15 protein-coding genes and 1 pseudogene are annotated in these 17,344 nt (G+C 54.7%); 7 read left to right on the top strand and 9 right to left on the bottom strand.

Annotated elements, in window-relative coordinates; translation table 11 throughout:
* Nucleotides 1–616: 616 nt before the first annotated feature.
* Nucleotides 617–946 (bottom strand): TetR-like C-terminal domain-containing protein, encoded by a 330-nt coding sequence (locus tag ACESLM_RS27875; RefSeq protein WP_372637263.1) that lies wholly within the window; start codon nt 944–946, stop codon nt 617–619.
* Between the two features lie 92 nt (nt 947–1,038).
* On the opposite strand from ACESLM_RS27875, the gene ACESLM_RS27870 reads away from it, so the two are divergent.
* Nucleotides 1,039–1,794, top strand: coding sequence for a nuclear transport factor 2 family protein (locus tag ACESLM_RS27870; RefSeq protein ID WP_372637261.1), 756 nt, complete (start codon nt 1,039–1,041; stop codon nt 1,792–1,794).
* A 151-nt stretch (nt 1,795–1,945) separates the two neighbouring features.
* Nucleotides 1,946–2,323, top strand: a pseudogene (locus tag ACESLM_RS27865) (YhgE/Pip domain-containing protein); the annotation flags it as partial.
* On the opposite strand, the gene ACESLM_RS27860 reads toward ACESLM_RS27865, so the two are convergent.
* Nucleotides 2,245–2,577 (bottom strand): DUF6444 domain-containing protein, encoded by a 333-nt coding sequence (locus tag ACESLM_RS27860; RefSeq protein ID WP_372637259.1) that lies wholly within the window; start codon nt 2,575–2,577, stop codon nt 2,245–2,247. The pseudogene ACESLM_RS27865 and the gene ACESLM_RS27860 sit on opposite strands and share 79 nt — an antisense overlap.
* Nucleotides 2,578–3,518: 941 nt before the next feature.
* Nucleotides 3,519–7,382 (bottom strand): adenosylcobalamin-dependent ribonucleoside-diphosphate reductase, encoded by a 3,864-nt coding sequence (locus ACESLM_RS27855; RefSeq protein WP_372637279.1) that lies wholly within the window; start codon nt 7,380–7,382, stop codon nt 3,519–3,521.
* 309 nt (nt 7,383–7,691) lie between these two features.
* On the opposite strand from ACESLM_RS27855, the gene ACESLM_RS27850 reads away from it, so the two are divergent.
* From ACESLM_RS27850 to ACESLM_RS27840, 3 genes are all read left to right on the top strand, one after another.
* Nucleotides 7,692–9,362, top strand: coding sequence for a DEAD/DEAH box helicase (locus ACESLM_RS27850; RefSeq protein ID WP_372637276.1), 1,671 nt, complete (start codon nt 7,692–7,694; stop codon nt 9,360–9,362).
* Nucleotides 9,359–10,243: a YqhG family protein gene (locus tag ACESLM_RS27845; protein ID WP_372637256.1), complete on the top strand. Its 885-nt coding sequence runs from the start codon at nt 9,359–9,361 to the stop codon at nt 10,241–10,243. Before ACESLM_RS27850 ends, ACESLM_RS27845 begins: the two co-directional genes overlap by 4 nt.
* A gap of 155 nt (nt 10,244–10,398) precedes the next feature.
* Nucleotides 10,399–11,304 carry a hypothetical protein gene (locus tag ACESLM_RS27840; RefSeq protein WP_372637253.1) on the top strand — a complete coding sequence of 302 codons (906 nt, stop codon included), beginning with the start codon at nt 10,399–10,401 and terminating at the stop codon, nt 11,302–11,304.
* Here the strand turns inward: ACESLM_RS27840 and ACESLM_RS27835 are convergent.
* Entirely contained in the window at nt 11,301–11,534 is a 234-nt protein-coding gene (locus tag ACESLM_RS27835) for a YqzE family protein (protein ID WP_372637250.1), read from the bottom strand. The two genes, ACESLM_RS27840 and ACESLM_RS27835, sit on opposite strands and share 4 nt — an antisense overlap.
* Before the next feature lie 126 nt (nt 11,535–11,660).
* Between ACESLM_RS27835 and ACESLM_RS27830 the strand changes: the two genes are divergently transcribed.
* Complete coding sequence (locus ACESLM_RS27830) at nt 11,661–12,356, top strand: N-acetylmuramoyl-L-alanine amidase family protein (RefSeq protein ID WP_372637248.1); 696 nt, start codon at nt 11,661–11,663, stop codon at nt 12,354–12,356.
* Here the strand turns inward: ACESLM_RS27830 and ACESLM_RS27825 are convergent.
* The 3 genes from ACESLM_RS27825 to ACESLM_RS27815 form a co-directional block, all read right to left on the bottom strand.
* A complete protein-coding gene (locus ACESLM_RS27825) occupies nt 12,335–13,165 on the bottom strand; it encodes a divergent polysaccharide deacetylase family protein (RefSeq protein WP_372637273.1) in 831 nt (276 codons plus the stop codon). The genes ACESLM_RS27830 and ACESLM_RS27825 overlap by 22 nt on opposite strands.
* A gap of 139 nt (nt 13,166–13,304) precedes the next feature.
* The gene (locus tag ACESLM_RS27820; protein WP_372637270.1) at nt 13,305–13,736 is read right to left on the bottom strand and encodes a WGxxGxxG family protein; all 432 of its coding nucleotides are present in this window, start codon (nt 13,734–13,736) and stop codon (nt 13,305–13,307) included.
* Nucleotides 13,737–14,217: 481 nt separating this feature from the next.
* The gene (locus ACESLM_RS27815) at nt 14,218–15,147 is read right to left on the bottom strand and encodes a helix-turn-helix domain-containing protein (protein ID WP_372637246.1); all 930 of its coding nucleotides are present in this window, start codon (nt 15,145–15,147) and stop codon (nt 14,218–14,220) included.
* A gap of 182 nt (nt 15,148–15,329) precedes the next feature.
* Here ACESLM_RS27815 and ACESLM_RS27810 point away from each other — a divergent pair, with 182 nt between their 5' ends.
* Complete coding sequence (locus ACESLM_RS27810; RefSeq protein WP_372637244.1) at nt 15,330–16,124, top strand: phytanoyl-CoA dioxygenase family protein; 795 nt, start codon at nt 15,330–15,332, stop codon at nt 16,122–16,124.
* 138 nt (nt 16,125–16,262) lie between these two features.
* On the opposite strand, the gene ACESLM_RS27805 is transcribed toward ACESLM_RS27810, so the two are convergent.
* The gene (locus ACESLM_RS27805; protein ID WP_372637268.1) at nt 16,263–16,961 is read right to left on the bottom strand and encodes an ankyrin repeat domain-containing protein; all 699 of its coding nucleotides are present in this window, start codon (nt 16,959–16,961) and stop codon (nt 16,263–16,265) included.
* Nucleotides 16,962–17,209: 248 nt separating this feature from the next.
* The gene (locus tag ACESLM_RS27800; RefSeq protein ID WP_372637266.1) at nt 17,210–17,338 is read right to left on the bottom strand and encodes a zinc ribbon domain-containing protein; all 129 of its coding nucleotides are present in this window, start codon (nt 17,336–17,338) and stop codon (nt 17,210–17,212) included.
* Nucleotides 17,339–17,344 lie beyond the last annotated feature (6 nt).

The following is a 17,344-nucleotide window of genomic DNA, read 5'->3' as shown; positions in this document are numbered from 1 at the left end:
ATTATTAAGGTGACTTTCAAATGTCAAGAGAAATTTTCGATCCCCCTCAAATATTGAGGTGAAACTCAAAAAATCCCTAGCCGAAAGGCTAGAGCCAGTAAGGGATTTTGTTATTTCGAGAGGCTATACATTCTATGTGAGGTGCAAAAATATGCAAAAATATCAACTTGCTTTGAAAAATTCGCTGCCATGGGAAATATCTCGGCTGCGAGTTTTTACGCGGCATTTGACTCTAAGGAAGCGACGTTATTTGAAACATTTCTTCGAGGAATTTCGATACAAGCCCGAGATGGTGTTCCATACGAAACCATTGACGCTGCTATCACTCAACTGATGGGCGTCTGGGATTTCTGATCCGCTCCGGATGCTTCGTACAACTGGCGAACCTGCTCTCCAACCGCCCCCAGCATGTCTCCCGGAGACACAATAAACTAGGCTGAACACTAGATAGCGGCGCTGTGGACATTTCTTGCCTAACCGGCTCGCTCCCGGTTGGGCTCGCACATCCGATGAGGGAAACAAGCGCGGCCACGAGAAACAGATGTCTCCAAATCGTCGGTGGCTTTTTGTATACGCCCTTTATTTAGTGCCTGTACTCCCTCTACTCTCGCTAATTTTATTCCTCTATGCCGATGCCGGCAGCTCTTAAGTGCCCATAGGCAACGATTCTACTAAACTGAGATGAAACTTCAACTGCAGGAAGGGGCTTATCGTTTTTAACCCACCAAATTACAATCCCCATGAAAGCCGATCCGAGGTATTCGATCAGCAATTCCTTGGATATCGCTAATGGGGAGTTTTCCTGAGCAGGTTTCCACCCCTCAATTAATTTGTCCTTAATGATATTCTCCATTTTCGCTTGAAACGGATAGATTCGATTCTCTTCAATTAACATGGAACGGTAAAAGGTCATATTTAGAGAAATATGCTCCAGTACAGTTTGCATGACTGTCTCGAGTAGAGAAATACTGAAAGGATTCATGCTGATCGGACAAAGAACGACTGCATCCTTTAAATCGCTTAACCGTTCATTCATACATGTATCTAATAAATCGGGCTTGTTTTGGTAGTTTTGAGAGCGGCAATCCCGAAGCGATTACGGCTTACGTTCATCCAGATCAATATATTCAGCACAACCAGGCCTTACTCGATGGTCGTGAAACCATGCTTGGTGCTCTTGATCATTTAAAGGAAATGGGTACAAAGGTAAGCATTAAGCGGGCGTTATTTGATGGAAATTATGTGGCTCTTCATTCTGTATATCATTTTCACGGCCCTAAAATCGGTTTTGATATCTTTCGTTTTGAGAATGGACTCATCGTTGAACATTGGGACAATTTGCAAGAGATGGTGGAAAAGACACCAAGCCATCATACGATGATTAACGGACCGGTTACGATTAAGGATATCGACAAGACGGAGGCCAACAAAGCATTTGTCAGAAGCTATGTTGAGAACATCTTGCTCGGGAAGAACCCTGACCTGCTTGCCTCTTACTTTGATGGAGATACCTACATTCAGCATAGTCCTCATATTGCAGACGGCCTTTCTGGTCTTCACGCTGCTTTGCAGGCTCTGAAGGAGAAAAAAGTTGAGTTTCAATATACTCATGTCCATCAAGTCATCGGGCAAGGCGATTTTGTTCTTACCGTGAGTGAAGGTCTATTTGATGGCCAACATACTGCTTTCTACGATCTGTTCCGCGTACAGGATGGAAAGATCGTTGAGCATTGGGACGTAATCGAGGCCATTCTGCCGGAAGAAAAACGAAAAAATACGAACAGTAGATTTTGAAGTTTGTGTAGCTGAATCGCAAGAAAGACATCGCCGAATTTAATTTCGGTGATGTCTTTCGCTTCACGAATGTACGTGAATGGAAAATTTTATAGTCCAATGGATACAGGAGCGTTGCTGAAGCAACGCTATTTTTGTTCATTGCAATGAAGTGACCGTATTCGGGGTAGCGATGATGGGGTCGGTGCTTGGAACGAAGCCAAAGGAGCTCCCGGTGGCCCTCGTTATCCTTGACCGGCCGGCGGATCTGTCGACTGGAGGAACGTTTGCGGTAGGGGAAATGATCCGGGAAAAGTTGGTGTCAGACCCGGCAATGCCGTTCGTCTGGCATGTCGTGGATTCCGAGGAAAAGGCTCGGGAAGGGTTGGATAAACGCGAATATTACGGAGCGCTGGTGATTCCGGCGGATCTGAGCAGCGGTTTACTCTCATTAGCAACTCACTCGCCGATTCACCCTAATGTGAAGATCATCTCCAATGAGGGTATGAACACCCAAGCCTCAACGGTTATAAGGCAAGCAATGGGGCAAGCGATGAAAAGGATCAGCGGTGAAGGGCTAAGACGAAGCGTATGTCCGTCATGTCCCTTAGGCGCCCCTTTTTTGCCGCCGGACTGACGTAAATTAGTTGGTTTGCGCAATCCGTCACTTGAAGGAGGCTTACTGCTGTTGTTACTATTTTGGCCGAGTTGTCTTTCTAACTCATTGACGCGCTTTTCTAATTTCTCGATTTGAAGCGTCTGCTTCTCGATTTGGGCGGCCTGCTTCTCGACGAGTTGAGTCAACTGTTGGTTTTGAGTGATGAGCGCATTGAAGTAACCTGCAACTCCAATCGCCTTTGCAAATCGTATTCACTTGTTGCGTTGTCAGCTTCATGGTATCGCTCACTCCCCACTCGCAAAGTTTCTTCTACAACTACTTCGCTGTGCGTGATCGAATTCCTTTAAAAGCCGAAAAAAATCTCCTCGGATATTCGGGGAGACCTAAGCAGTAACTCGCAATAGTCTTAAATTCTTTATGACATTGAGCACACCTACGGCACTCTCTATAGATTTTATAATATGTCCCCTTCCTGCTGCGCATTACTTCTGCTCCCCGGAGAGATCCTTCAAGCATTTTCTGTTTCATGGAGGGTTGATTCCATCTAAGCTTCGTTTTTTCCCCGATTAATCTTTTGGTGGTTGCATTATGGTTGATTTGATACCGCGGATTCAATGATCCAGCATATTTCTTTTGTATCTTGTTCTGTTCTGAACCGAATCCACGAATTTATTGTTGAAGTTAAAGAAAAAGGAATATCTTTGTAAGATTCCAACAACTCTCTATAAGAAACGATTTCAAACGCGGGCAGATAACTATTTGCGTAAAGTTGTCCAAGACAATCCTGCGCTTTGCGCAGGTCTTCTCTGTTTCTACCTTTTACTTCTACTACTTTGATTAAAACAATACATGAGTCGTAGATAAAAAAATCAGGTTTGTAGATTCGACCATTCGACAATCGGTAGCTAAACTCTTCATATCTCCATGGGATTTTATAGTAGTCAAGAAACTGTGCGTAAGCATATTCATATGAACTTCGCAATTAAACTCCATTGTAGAACCCGCAATACCCCCGATTCATTCTACTCCCCCCTTCTCCAAAATTATACCAAACATTTGTTCTTGTTCGTACACAAAAAAACGCCCACGGGTTTGAAAAATCCTTCCCGTGGGCGGTTCATTTATCTTACGAGCACTTGCTATACCCGCAATTCCCGCATGTCTTGCAGCCTTCTACGTTAAGCAGCGAAGCCGAGCCGCAGGAGGGACACAAATCTTTCGACGTGTAGGCGGTTTTCGGCTCCTCGGTGACGTAGCCTGCGGAAGCCGACGGCGCCTCGGACGCCGCGGCTTGCTCGTGATCCGAAGCGAGTCCCGCGTGCGTCTCGAGCGCCTGGGCGACGGCGTCGGCGATCGACTCGACGCGGTTCGGACCGAAGCCTACGGCGCCTGAGCCACCGATGCCTTTCAGGTGCTTGACCAGCAATTGCACCTTATCGCCGTGATCCCCATAGCGCAGGAATAAGGAGCAGACGCGGCCGAGCGCCTCCGCCATCGCGAACACGTCGGAGCCGGCTTTGCCTACGTTCAGGAAGATCTCGCCAGGCGTGCCGTCGATATCGTTCACCGTAATATAAGCCATGCCGAACGGTGTATTGTACTTGTAGGTCGCGCCGCGCAAAACTTTCGGACGGCTTCTGTACTGCTTGTCGAACGCCTGTCTTTGCTGCGGCGAGACGCTCGCCTTAAGCGCTGTATCCAGCGTCGCGGCCGGACTGGCTTCGGATTCGGCTTCAGCGGTTGGAGCCTCTTCCGCCTTCGCCTCTTCCTTCTTCTCGTCCTTCGCCGTGCTCAGCACTTGCACGTCCCGACTGCCGTCGCGATAGATCGTGACGCCTTTGCAGCCGAGCTCGAATGCCAGTTCGTACAGCTCAGCCGTCTCTTCGACCGTAAAGTCCGACGGGCAGTTGGCCGTCTTGGAGATCGAACTGTCCACCCAGCGTTGAATGGCCGCCTGAACTCGAATGTGGTCCTTAGCGGACAGATTCATGGCCGTGACGAACCATTCCGGAAGCTCCTCTCCCGGATGCGCGTTCTTCCACGCCTGAGCGATCGGTACAAGCTGCTTGTCGAAGCCCAGTCGGCTCTGGCGATAAAATTCAAAAGCAAAGTACGGCTCAATGCCGGTAGAAGTACCGACCATCGTGCCTGTCGAACCGGTCGGAGCCTGCGTAATAACGGTGACATTGCGCATGCCGCGCTTGGCAACCGCCTCTCCCACTTCCGGGTAAGTTGCTACCATATTTTTCATAAACCCGCTTTGAAGAAATTGATCGGACTCGAACGCCGGGAACGAGCCTTTCTCCGCAGCGATTTCCGTCGAAGCGAGGTACGCCTCGCGAGCCATGAAGCCGTACAGCTTATCGAGGAAATCCAAGCTTTCCGGACTGCCGTAGCGGATTTCCAACCGGATCATCAATTCCGCGAGCCCCATTGTGCCGAGACCGACGCGGCGCTCGTTCTGTTGGTTTTTCTGATTTTCCGGGAAGTGATAAGGCGTCTTGTCGATAACATTGTCCAGGAAACGAGTCGAGTAACGAACGACCTTGGACAGTTCGTCCCAGGCGACGTCATGATTATCGGCGTCGTAGAACTTGGACAGATTAACCGCGGATAAGTTACAGACACCCCATGCGGGCAGTCCTTGCTCGCCACACGGATTCGTACAAATAATCGGGTTAAAGTACCAGCTGTTGGACATCTGGTTGTAGTATTCCATGAACACGACGCCGGGTTCGGCGGACTTCCAGGCGCTCTCGATGATTGTGTTCCAGACGTCGCGCGCTCGGACCGTACGGTAGTGTACGACGTTTTTGCCGCGCTTCTTCCATTTATCCAAATCGCCGTCCCAGAGAATGTCGTACTCGGGGTCCTGCGAATCCGGGAACACCAGCTCCCAATCCGCGTCCTCCTTGACCGCCTTCATGAACGCGTTGCTTACGCAGACAGACAGGTTGGCGTTGGTCACTTGTCCCATCGTCTGCTTGACGGTAATGAAGTCTTCGACGTCCGGATGCCAGTCGTTGATCATCAGCATTAAGGCGCCGCGCCGACTATTTGATGTATAGAACCCGTTGCCGCAAAGCATGTGGACTTCATCAACCTCAAAGTCGTATACTTCGCTCATCCCTATCGGTTCGATCGACACAATGCGGTCGGGCACCGTAGTCAACATTTGTTCTACACGTTCCGCCAATGCAACCTGGCCATCCTCGTGAAGACGATCTTTTACCCGAGTTAGCGCTCGAAATGAAATACGCGTTTTCGTCGAATCCCATATCCCTTGATAATAACGCCCAGGAATGCGCAGCTGCCCCCAAACTTCACGAGGGTAACTATTGCCGTGATTGCGCAGGCCTGCACTCTTCTTATCTTTATGGGACAACTCGATAAATCGACTCATTCTCTCTTTGAACTCGGCCCCTGTTACGCAAAGACGATGAATGGTTCTCCATTCTTGGTCGCTTCGATCGGTCGAATTGATATGCGACATAATGCCGTTAGCAGCCAGCAATTGCTGGACGTCGCCAAGCATTTCAAGACTGATACTGTCAAATCCGTATCCTCCCTTGGAGCCGCGATCGCATCCATCTGCATCGAAATATCCTGCTACGAAAGCCCCCATCACGCTCGACCGGGAGCGGAAGATCGGTTCGGGTACTCTAATGTCTTGGCTGTGGGCTTTCAACATCCGATTTTGCTCGAGCCAGTCCACCACTATACGGGAATACACAGCTACATTTTTACAGGCTCCGTCGCCTGTCTCTATAACCGGCTCAATTCCAAACAACTCCCGTACCCATTTTACGAGGAGATCTCTAATGTCAGGATGATCGTCGGCAGTTGCGAGTTTAATCGCTTTCGGCGCTTCCCAATTGACTTTGCGCCCCCAATGTACATATCCGTCCCCATAAAAGTAACCAAGCAAGTAAGCCAAGCGTTCGTCAAGCACCTTGGGCAATCTCACCGATTCGTTCAATCTCGTGCTCATTTCGGGACGCGGGTACAATTCGGCTTTCAGTTGTACGTAGGGAACTTCCTGCAAACCGTCTGCAAGCAAAGTCAATGTTTCGGAGTCAACATCCAAATCCCGTAATGGAATCGTCGTAACGGAACCGTTGCGGATAACTCCCATTTTGTGGTCCTTTGTCACATCAACGGTAAAGCCGCGTTCTGTGGTCACCCGGAACAAAGGTTTGACGCCATTGCGAAACGAGCATGTAATCCGGTGTGGTCCTTGATGGGTCAATGCATAAAAGGTCTCTCCATGATCCATGCGATCCGCAAGTTCTTTGGCCGGAATCAGACCGCGATTCGTTGCGATACGCTCATTCGGTCCGAAGCAACCACCCTGCTCAATTAAGCCCGTCGTATAGCTGAACAGTCCGCCCCAGGATACCGCGCCGCTGGAAGAGCCGTTCACGCCCTTGACGATCGAGCTGCGAGGACGAAGCGAGGACAAGTTGATACCGACGCCGCCTCCGCGGGCCATAATCTCGGTCATCTCCGACAGCGTCTGCATAATGCCGCCGCGGCTGTCATGAGGAGAAGGGATAACGTAGCAGTTGAACAGCGTCAGCTCTTCGCTGGCTCCCGCCCCCGCCGCGATCCGTCCTCCGGGAACGAGCTTCCAATCGTCGAGCAGCCAGCGGAACTTCTCCGCCCATTCCTGCTGCTTCTCCGGCGACTCTTCGACGGAAGCCATCGCGTTCGCGAGCCGCGCCCACATCTCCTCCGGCGTCTTCTCGATCGTCAGAGTCAGCTTCTCGATCGTCGATTCGACCCATTCGCCGCTTCGAAGCTTGACGGTAACGTTCTTGCCCTCGCGCCCCACGACTTCCCCGACATCCTTGGAAGGAAACTTCGGGTCGTCCTTCGTCAGCACGAGGACGACGTCGCCCACCTTCGTCTCCCCCGTGTCCGCGTTTTTCCAGGCGTAGCGATCGAGAAATATTTTCTCGCTAAGCCCCTCGAGATGTCTTTCCTGCATGGTTGACACTGCGACCAACTCCTCTAAAACGTAGTAGGCAGAGCACAATCCAAGTGCGATCAGAAGGGAATGAAAATCCAGCGTTATAGGTGAATTATACAATATATTGTGCCCCCATACCATTACGATCTCCTATATGTTGTAACCGGTAACGAATGGCAAGCCATTCCCCTCTCTCCCCGTTTCGAATTCCTCCCGGTTGCTCATACTAGAAAGTGGATACCAGCCGAGATCGCCGAGGAGGACTGCCGATTGAATACCTCTATTCCATCCGATACCGCCCCCCGCAAGCTTCACCCGCTCGTGGATATGCACGTAGACCGGAGCGCTTTCGAAGATTTGGAGCGGCGGGCGGAACGCAACGGCCCATGGGATGACTGGCCTTTGTACCAGCTTGCGTTGGAGGCGGAGGAAGCCAACCTCGTCACCGATTTCCACGCTTTGCGATGCCTGTCGCTGCTCCCTCATTTCGAGCCGATGCCCCACCAGATCGATACCGCCCGCCGCGTGCTGCACGAGATGAGAGGCCGGGCGATCCTCGCCGACGAGGTCGGCCTGGGCAAGACGATCGAAGCCGGATTGATTCTTAAGGAATATATGATCCGCGGCCTTGTGAGGAAGGCGCTCGTGCTCGTCCCCGCCTCCCTCGTGCTGCAATGGGTGCGCGAGCTGAACGGCAAGTTCGACATTCCCGCCGTCGCCCAGCGCAAAGCCTATTCGTGGGACAACGACATCGTCGTCGCCTCGATGGATACGGCCAAGCGCGACCCGCACCGGCAGACGCTGCTCGACGGCGAATACGATCTGATCATCGTGGACGAGGCGCACAAGCTGAAGAACAAGCGCACGGGCAACTATCAATTCATCAACGAGCTTCGCAAAAAGTACTGCCTGCTCCTCACCGCCACGCCGGTGCAGAACGACCTGTCCGAGCTGTACAACCTGATTACGCTGCTGAAGCCCGGCCAGCTCGGGGGCGAGGGCGACTTCGCCGCGAACTTCGTCGCGGATCGCCGCGTGCCGAAGAACGAATCCAAGCTTCATGAAGCGCTCGGTCAAGTGATGATCCGCAATCGCCGCAGCGACGGAGGCGTCGAATTCACGAAGCGGGTCGTCACCAACGTGCCGCTCCGCCTGTCCGCGGAAGAGATGGCGCTCTATGAGGGCGTAACCGACTATGTTCGCAAGCATGCCGCCTCGGAGAGCGGAGACATGGCCAGCATGCTGTCTCTTGTCACTCTGCAGCGAGAAGTCTGCTCCAGCCGCGACGCCGTATTTCTGACGCTGATCAACCTGTTCAAGAAGACGGCCGAGGACTCCCCGCTGCGCGCCCGAATCTGGGAGCTCGTCGAGCTGATCAAGCAGATCAAGTCGAACACGAAAGCCGAGAAGGCGATGGAGCTTGTCCGTAACCTGAACGATAAGGCGATCATTTTCACCGAATACCGGGCGACTCAAGAATATTTGCTGAAGTTTTTCAGAGAGCACGATCTCGCCGCCGTCCCTTACCGGGGCGGAATGAACCGGGGCAAGAAGGACTGGATGATGGAACTGTTCCGCAGGCGCGCGCAGGTGATGATCGCCACCGAAGCCGGCGGCGAAGGCATCAACTTGCAATTTTGCCACCACGTCATCAACTTCGACCTGCCGTGGAACCCGATGCGAGTCGAGCAGCGGATCGGCCGGGTGCACCGGCTCGGTCAGACGGAGGACGTCCAGATTTTCAACCTGTGCACGCTGGGCACGATCGAAGAGCATATCGTCCATCTGCTGCACGAGAAAATCAACATGTTCGAGCTGGTCATCGGAGAACTCGACGAGATCATTCAGCAGTTCGAGAAGGAAGATACGCTTGAGCGCCGTCTGGCCCAGCTCGTGCTGGAAACCGCGGACGGCGAGGAACTGCGCAGAAAAATCGACGGGCTCGGGGACACGCTGATCGAGACGAAAAAACGGATGCAACTGGAGAACGCGACATGAATTCGAAACAGATCCACCGCTTCGTCGTTTCCTATCTGGAATCGAAAGACTGCCACTTTATCGAGAAGAGCCCCGGCGGGGTAACCGTGAAGCTGTCCCCCGACGCGGATCGCGCGCTGTCGAACCGGCCGTATTATTGGAGCTTCGTCGACCGGACCGGCACTCCCCCCGAGACGATGACCTATCGCTGGTCGTTCGAGAATCCGGCGATGTCCGACCGCATGAACGCTTCGCCGGTGTCCTACGTCATGACGGAATCCGGACGGATCATCCAGGAGGACGTCTACTTCGGCTCCAGGCGGCTGCACCAGCTGTTCGGCGTCGTCCAGCAGTCCGGTCGCTGCGTGACCTTGTTCGAGGAGCCTCCCCGCGGCAGGCTCGACCCGCTCGCTTCCCAAGCTTACACCGCTTGGCTTGGTGTCAATTTCAAAGTCGGCTACGAGTGCGACATGAAGCGGGAAGAGCTGTACCAGTGGGGCATCTCGCTCGCCACCGGCATCATAGACGAGAGGTTCATGGATAAGCTGCGGGAGCGCAGGCTGACGCCGCGGCTTCCGGCCAACGTCCATCTGCTGAAGAACGGTCTGTCTCTGAGAAAAGGGATGGCCCAGCTCGAAGCGGCGCTCGAACGCAGGCTGCGCGCCGCCGATTTCTCCTGGGCCGTGGAAGCCGAAGCGCGGAGGCAAGACGAACTGGAGAGAATTCGGCAATATTATGTTCCCATGCTGGAGCATATGAATCATCCCGACCAGAGCGAGCAGAAGGAAGCCGTCACCGCCAGATTCAATCAGCGGGAAGCCGAAATCGACTGGCAATACCGACCGCGCGTGAGCGTCTCGGTTCTGAACTGCGGCATCTTCCACCTGCCCGGCATCGATTAAGCGACGAAACGCCGGAAATCGGCAAAATTAGAACCGCCGGGCGCGGCGAGGGCTGACAAGTTCCAACACCTTCGGCGCCGCCCGTCGGCTACAATGGACAAGCGGCGCCAAGATCCAACCGGACGAACGTACACTATGAAACAGCGGGTGATAACATGATTTTCCTGAAAAGCCGTAACGGAAGCCGACGCAGATCAAGCCTTCGGTTCGCGGCGACGGTGGCGTTGTCGGCCCTCCTCTGGTCGAGCGCGATCGCGCTGCCCGCCTCCGCGGAAGTCGCGGCCGCCGAGCCGCAATCCAAGCTGGAGCGTCAAGTCGAGAGCTGGGTGGCGACGCTGTCCAAGCAGAAGCCTTTCCAGGATTGGCAGGCCGCGGACCCCCAGATCGCGGCGCTCGGCCCCGGCACCCATAGCTGGCTCGTCCTGTTCACTAAGGAAGGACGCGACATCGGCTATATGGTCGTGCATGCAGTTACGGACGGCTCTTTCCAGCTCGGCGAATACGGGATCGGTCCCTATTCCTTGTATTCCCTTCAGCAGCTCAAGCGCTCGCTGGTTTACAGCGGACTCCTCTCCGAAGACGAGGTCGGCCTGATCGCCGCCGCCAAGCAGTACGTGCACCCCTTCGCCGCCGCATGGGAAGTCCGCGTAGGGGAACATGCTTACTGGCTCGACGCCAAAACGGCGGAGCAGCTTCCGGTGGACAAGCCCCAATGGAAATCCCTGTTCGGCGCCGCTTCGCCCTTCCTCGGACAAGCCGCGTCGCCCGCCGTCGATAGGCTGAAGCTGAACGAACTGTTCGACGCATACGAGAGATTGCCCTGGCTCACCAAAGAAGCGCCATTCCCTGCGGAAGACGCCCAGAAGCTGCAGAAGCGTCTCGACAGCGGGAAGCCTCTGCGTTATGTAACGGAACCGTTCGGAGACGCGATGCTGTACGCGGCGCCAGTCATCGGCTACCAACGCTGGTCGAACGGCCGTATCGATATTGCGCTGGACATGGAAGGAACTCGCTTCATCCCTCTTGACGCTTTGCTCGAGGGCGGTCTCTTTTATCGTTAATTCGCGGAAGAATTCGTCGAACGCGCCTCGTGGCGCGTTTTGTTTTTCTTCTCCGCCCGGCTTCCCCACCAGATCATCAGCCCCATCGGCGCTATGCCGAACCACTTGGTCAGCCACGGCTCTTTGATCCGCGGGGCGCTGATCTTCTTCTCGGCCTCTTCATCCTTGGGACGTTCCATGTAGCTGACGACCCGCTCCGTTACGTATCGCAAATATTCCGATCCGTCCATTCGTCTCGCCTCCTCCTCTCTAGCATGCCCGTTTCGGGATGCGCTCAACCGTTCTGCATGGGGAACGGCAATTTGTGTCACGCTATAGAGCGGAGAAGCTTCGCATCGAGAACGGAGGAGACGGACATGTTATTTGCCCTACGCGTACTGATCGTTTGCAGCTTGGCGCTGACCGCCGGAAGAGCCGGAGCGAATGCAGCCGAAGCCCACGATCCGCCCAACGTCAAACGAGCGCTTCCGACCGCCGACGTGCTGATCGATGCGGGACACGGCGGAATCGACGGAGGCACTCACTGGAACGGCATTGTTGAGAAAGACATCAATCTGGCCATCTCCAGGAAGCTCTACTTGCTTCTTCGCGCGCGCGGACTCAAGGTCATCCTGAACCGAACGGGCGACTACGCGCTCAGCGACGACAATCGCTGGCACCTGAGCCGTTCGCGCCACCGCCGCGATCTGTCCCAGCGCCGCGGCTTGTCCGACGAGATCGGAGCGGCCCTGTTCGTCAGCGTTCACGTCAACTGGTCTCCCAAAGGAAGCAAGCGGGGTCCTCTGGTCATCCATCAGCCCGAAGGAGGCAGCGCGCTGCTGGCCAAATTCATTCAGGACAGCTTGAACAGGCAGCAGAATAAATTCCGGTTGCCCCAAGTGGCCAATCAATATTACTTGCTGAATCGGGTTCAAGTGCCGAGCGTCATCGTCGAGACGGCTTTCCTCAGCGATCCGGCAGACCGGGCGATGCTGACTTCGATTCCCGGTCAGAACCGCATCGCTGCAGCGATTGCCAGCGGCATTATCGCCTACCGGCTGTGCAGTCCGTGAGCGGCGAAAGGCTCGGGAAGCTTAAGCAGCTCGGTCAGCGGCACGAAAGCCGCCTTGCCCTTCAGTTCGGGAATGGCGGAGCGCAGGGCGTCGGAGGTTGACAACCCGGAAGGTCCGACATGGCCGATGGCGATGCAGCGTTCGTTCTTCGCGAGCAGCTTCTTCACTTCGGCAAGCTGCTTCAGTACGTGATGCCGCGTATAGACGTCATCGAGGAACACGTCGTTGTGGAGAGTTTCCACGCCGACCTCCTTCGCCACCGCCGGCACGACCGTGCGATACGACGTTCGACTGTCGAGAAAGATCAACCCCTTCTCCTTGCACGTCTGGAGCACGATTCTCATCACCCGTTTGTCGGCGGTCGCCTTCGAGCCCATGTGGTTGTTCATGCCAATCGCATGAGGCACTTCGGCGATCGCCGCCTCCACCCTCCTGCGGATTTCCGCATCCGGCAAATCCGTCGTAATCGCTCCCGGACCAAGCCAATTCCGCTGTCCCCTCATCGGCTCCATCGGCATATGCACGATCACGTCGTGCCCGAGACGATGGGCTTCTTCCGCGTCCTTCTTCGTCGTCGGCAAGAAGGGCATGACGGCCACCGTCAGCTTGATCGGCAAATTCAGCATTTGCTCCGTACCCTTCATGCCGTTGCCGAAATCGTCGATCACGACGGCGATTTGACGCGAACTCTCCCCGGATGCTCCGGGTTCAAGCGCCGCTGCGGACAGCGGATCGGAGGCGGCCGAGTTCCATCCCCCCAGCAGGGCGATTCCAAGCGTAAGCTTACCGAGTAACCTCTTTCCCGTCATCATGCGTCATTCTCCTTTGGCAGCTGCTGCTTCAATAGATCGCTTTCGCTTTAGTATGGGATGCTCTGGAAACGAATATTACATCAAAATCCCCGCCGGGCTCAGGATAGCCGGGCGGGGATAATCGTGATTCGGTCGTTTATCGGGCGTCTTCGCGGCTGCGGCTGCGCATTCCCGCCAAGCCGAACAGGCCGAGCAAGCCAAGCCATCCCCAACTAAAGCCCGTTCTTGGCGCCGCGTCCATTCTTCTGACGGTATTGTTCGCACGCGTTGTCATGTTCGTCGTGTTCGTCGCGTTGTCAGGACGATAAGCATTCATGCGATTCGTATCGTACGCGCCAAATCCGTTTGCGCCATAAGTGCCGAAAGTTCCGTCATTCTGGCGATCGAATACCGTTCCGTCCGTTCTTCCCGCATTCGGAAAGAACGTCCGCGCCGGATGAGCTCCATTTAAGGTTCTGCTGTCGCCGGCCATTCCGGTCGTCCCCGCCGTGCCGTTCGTCTGCTCCGCAAATGCGGGAACGGTGCTTGCCAACGCGATGCATGTGCTCAGAGCCAAACTAGCCGCCATTTTATTCAAACCTGAACCCCTCCTTAAGGAATTTGGATTGCCCTTTTAAGGTGTCCGGGGCCGGACTAAATATGAATGAGGATCATCGGCTCTTTAGCCATATGCAGGAAATCTCTCCGCGGCGCTTGAGCTCTTGCGGCCCAGACAGGGAGATTAGGCATGTGCTAGCGCCTGTTTTTGCCAAGATAGGTAAATGTACTGACCGTATGAATATCGCAACATAAGCTACAAACGTGACGATTGTCATAATAAACCGCAAGGTGGTGATAGATATGGGATATCCTGTTGCAGGTGATGTCTGCGGTCCTAAAGGCGGAGTTGCGGGAGCCGCTGCTTTCGCACTTGTACTCTTCGTCCTCTTGGTAATCATCTTGCGAGCCGGCTGGTGCTAATCAAAGAGAATGAACGAATGATTCCGCTGTCTTGGCTCCGCGTCTTACCGCGGATCGCCAAGGCGGCGGCCCTTGTTCTCCTTCACGCCCTAACCTCCTTCTTTGGACGCCAGCCAGTGCAAGGAATCCGCATAGCGCTTGGGCGAAAGGCCTTCCGCTTTTTTGAACAACTTGCTGAAATAATACATATCTCCGATCCCAACCCGGTCGGCGATCGCTTCGATCGAATGGGTATTTTCCCTGAGCAGACGTTTGGCCTCCCCGATCCTGATTCCCATCAAGTACTGGGGCGCCGACAGCCCAGTCGCTTGCTTGAACAGCGTGCCGAAATATTTCGGCGACAGATTCGCCCGGCTCGCCAGCTTCTTCAGATCGATCTCGGACGCATAGTTTTCCTTCATATATTGAATGGCGTCCAACATCATTTCGGCATGCGAATGGCTGACCCGAATGCCTTCCCCCGTCGTCAGCTCGCCGTGGATGAGGCCGATCAGCTTGAGCATCGCCGCCTTCAGCCAGATTTGCGCGTCGGCCCTGGACTCCTCGAACACGCGGCACAGCTCCTTGAACGCCTCGAAGAAGTCGTGAACCCGCGCCGGATTCATCCTCTCCGGAATGTCCATGTCCGCCAGCTCGGCGTCGGGCCTGGCGCGAAGCCAGCCCGAATCGGGCACTCCCTCTTCCGATTTGCTGCCCAAATAAACCGTATAAGGGGAAAATTCCGCTGCTTCTCCCAGGAATACAAAGTCGAAATGCACCGCAAAGCAATGCATCGGCTCCGACCGGGAGACGAGCATCTCGTTGGCGACGTGCGGCCGAATGTAGAGCAGATCACCCGGTCCCATCGGGTGCGTTCTGTCCTCGATTCGCAGCGTCCCGGTTCCCTTCACGACGTAAATGAACTCGTGATCGTAAATGAAACGCTCAGGATTGCGCGAGCCAGGAGCGATGATGACCTCATGCACGAAACGGACATAAGGAGAGATCGTCCGGTAATCCACTCTTGTCGACATAGCCATGCGCCGTTCCCTCCAAATTTTCGACCAATTCGCTTTTTTAACCAGTATAACATCTTGCATTCCGTGATCTATAAAGATTATTGCGATTCGACTTTTTTACAAAAAACTCGGAATTCTCTCCATCCTCACCTCCGGCTTCCGGCTGTAGGATAGAAGCATACCACCGCCGAGGAGGAACACCCATGACAACGCCGATTACGCAAGACCATATCGATTTTTATCGTGAAAACGGATTCGTGAAAGTCGACAATATGCTGACCGAGGAAGAGCTGGAGCTGCTGAGGGAGTACTTGGAGGAAGCGATGCAGACGACGAGCGACCGCTCGGTGCAGACGGACAAGCAAGGCGGGCTCTACTACCGCGTCCTGAACCAGAAGGTCAATACGTGGCGCGATCATGCCGGAATGGGCAAATTCAGCTTCCACGAACGATTCGCCCAATCCGCGCTGCAGCTTACGGGAGCCGGCCAAATCCGCCTCTTCCACGACCACGGTCTCTGGAAAATGCCGAACGATTCCAAGCCGACGCCTTGGCATCAGGATACGCCGTATTGGCCGATTAACGAAGCCGACCAGGGCATGCTGTCGATCTGGATCGCGTTGGACGACGTCAACGAGAAGAACGGCTGCATGGCGTTCATTCCGAAGTCGCAGAAGCTCGGCAAGCTGCATGGCATCGATTTCCTCGATCCGCAGAACATCTTCGACTACGTCGAGGGCGGACAGCTGGACGACCGCAAGCCCGTCGTCGTGCCGCTGAAAGCCGGAAGCTGCACGTTCCACAACGGCCTGACGTTCCACTACGCCCATGCCAACGAGACCGATCGACCGCGCCGGGCGCTGGCGATCATCTACATGCCGGACGACATCACGTTCAGCGGCGCTTCCCATCCAATCACGAATGGGCTGAACCTGGAGAAAGGCGACGTGCTCAAAGGGCCGCTATTCCCCGTGCTGGCCGTTCGCGGATCCGACTAACCTCTTCTCTCCGCAAAACAAAGGCTATCCCTTAGCGTCAGTTACTCGACACCTAAGGGATAGCCTTCTTGTCACGTCGACCGGACAGCTCGCTTGACTTCGCTCCGTCTTCCTTCAAACGCAGCGGCGAACTCTCGCTTACTTCGCGCCGGCTTTCGTCAACGCCGCGATCATCTCGCCGTAGCCCCGGCTTCTGGCGTGTTGGAGCGGAGTTACCCCGTCGTGGTCGGCAAGATTCACGTCGGCCCCGTGCTTAATGAGCAAGTTGACGATCTCCTGATGAGGTTTGCCTCCGTCTCCGAGGATGACGGCTTCCAGCAACGCGGTCCAACCCAGGTTATTAACATGGTCGACATCGACGTCCGAGTGTTCCAGAAGTTCGCGTACGATTTCGACGTGACCCCGATCGGCCGCCGGAATAAGCGCCGTTCCTCCGAAACGGTTCGTAATCGTCGTATCCGCTCCTGCGGCAAGGGAAGCCTTCAGGAAGTCCATCTTGCCCTCCGCGCCCGAGTACAGCAGCGGATTGTCCAAGCGGTCGTCCCGGATATTCAGGTTGGCTCCGCGCTCTGCGAGCAGGTTGAACAGGTCAAGCCGATCGTTATGCACCGCGATCATCGCGGAAGTGCGGCCTCGGCCGTCCTTGGCGTCTATGTCGGCCCCTTGCTCCAGCAGCCGTTCGACGGCTTGCCGGTCTCCTTCGGTGACCGCTTGCAGCAATTCCCGGTTTAACTTGTCCATTTCTCGATTCACCTCTTGAGTCGCTTTTTGATCCCCGTCGGTCAGCAAGGAATCCACTCTTACTTCGCAGCCCTCCAGCAGGCTGACGAGCAGCATACCCGTATAGGACAGCAGCATGATGCGTATAGACATGCGGTCGGTCACCTCGTCCCGAAGATTGCTTCGGATGCGTAATCCGTACAAATATGCTACCATGGCGCTAAGTATATGAATAATATTATTGAACACTCCCCCACTTACGCATTTGCGTTGAAGTGGGAGATTCTTGCGTAATCACCTCATCCGAAGTGAAGTTGAGCAAGCGATCCCTGCGGTTCCCGCAGTTCTTGTTGACCTGGAAGTTTCTATACGGTTGTCAGGAGCAAGATGTTCTTGGCGGCATTCTCGTCGCGATCATGCACCGCGTCGCACGATCGGCATTGCCACGTTCGTACGCTTAGGTTTTTAACAGCCTTGTCGATTTCACCGCACACGTGGCA

It is taken from the genome of Cohnella sp. (assembly GCF_041641335.1).
In the GTDB taxonomy this organism is placed as follows: Bacteria; Bacillota; Bacilli; order Paenibacillales; family Paenibacillaceae; genus Cohnella.
The sequence above is the reverse complement of the archived record's forward strand: the minus strand, read 5'-3'. Positions and strand labels throughout refer to the sequence as shown.

Coding starts and splice junctions, on each gene's coding strand:
- ACESLM_RS27875 (WP_372637263.1), bottom strand. CDS start 946: ATGCAAACTGTACTGGAGCATATTTCTCTAAATATGACCTTTTACCGT.
- ACESLM_RS27870 (WP_372637261.1), top strand. CDS start 1,039: ATGTATCTAATAAATCGGGCTTGTTTTGGTAGTTTTGAGAGCGGCAAT.
- ACESLM_RS27855 (WP_372637279.1), bottom strand. CDS start 7,382: ATGCAGGAAAGACATCTCGAGGGGCTTAGCGAGAAAATATTTCTCGAT.
- ACESLM_RS27850 (WP_372637276.1), top strand. CDS start 7,692: ATGCACGTAGACCGGAGCGCTTTCGAAGATTTGGAGCGGCGGGCGGAA.
- ACESLM_RS27845 (WP_372637256.1), top strand. CDS start 9,359: ATGAATTCGAAACAGATCCACCGCTTCGTCGTTTCCTATCTGGAATCG.
- ACESLM_RS27840 (WP_372637253.1), top strand. CDS start 10,399: ATGATTTTCCTGAAAAGCCGTAACGGAAGCCGACGCAGATCAAGCCTT.
- ACESLM_RS27835 (WP_372637250.1), bottom strand. CDS start 11,534: ATGGACGGATCGGAATATTTGCGATACGTAACGGAGCGGGTCGTCAGC.
- ACESLM_RS27830 (WP_372637248.1), top strand. CDS start 11,661: ATGTTATTTGCCCTACGCGTACTGATCGTTTGCAGCTTGGCGCTGACC.
- ACESLM_RS27825 (WP_372637273.1), bottom strand. CDS start 13,165: ATGACGGGAAAGAGGTTACTCGGTAAGCTTACGCTTGGAATCGCCCTG.
- ACESLM_RS27820 (WP_372637270.1), bottom strand. CDS start 13,736: ATGGCGGCTAGTTTGGCTCTGAGCACATGCATCGCGTTGGCAAGCACC.
- ACESLM_RS27815 (WP_372637246.1), bottom strand. CDS start 15,147: ATGGCTATGTCGACAAGAGTGGATTACCGGACGATCTCTCCTTATGTC.
- ACESLM_RS27810 (WP_372637244.1), top strand. CDS start 15,330: ATGACAACGCCGATTACGCAAGACCATATCGATTTTTATCGTGAAAAC.
- ACESLM_RS27805 (WP_372637268.1), bottom strand. CDS start 16,961: ATGCTGCTCGTCAGCCTGCTGGAGGGCTGCGAAGTAAGAGTGGATTCC.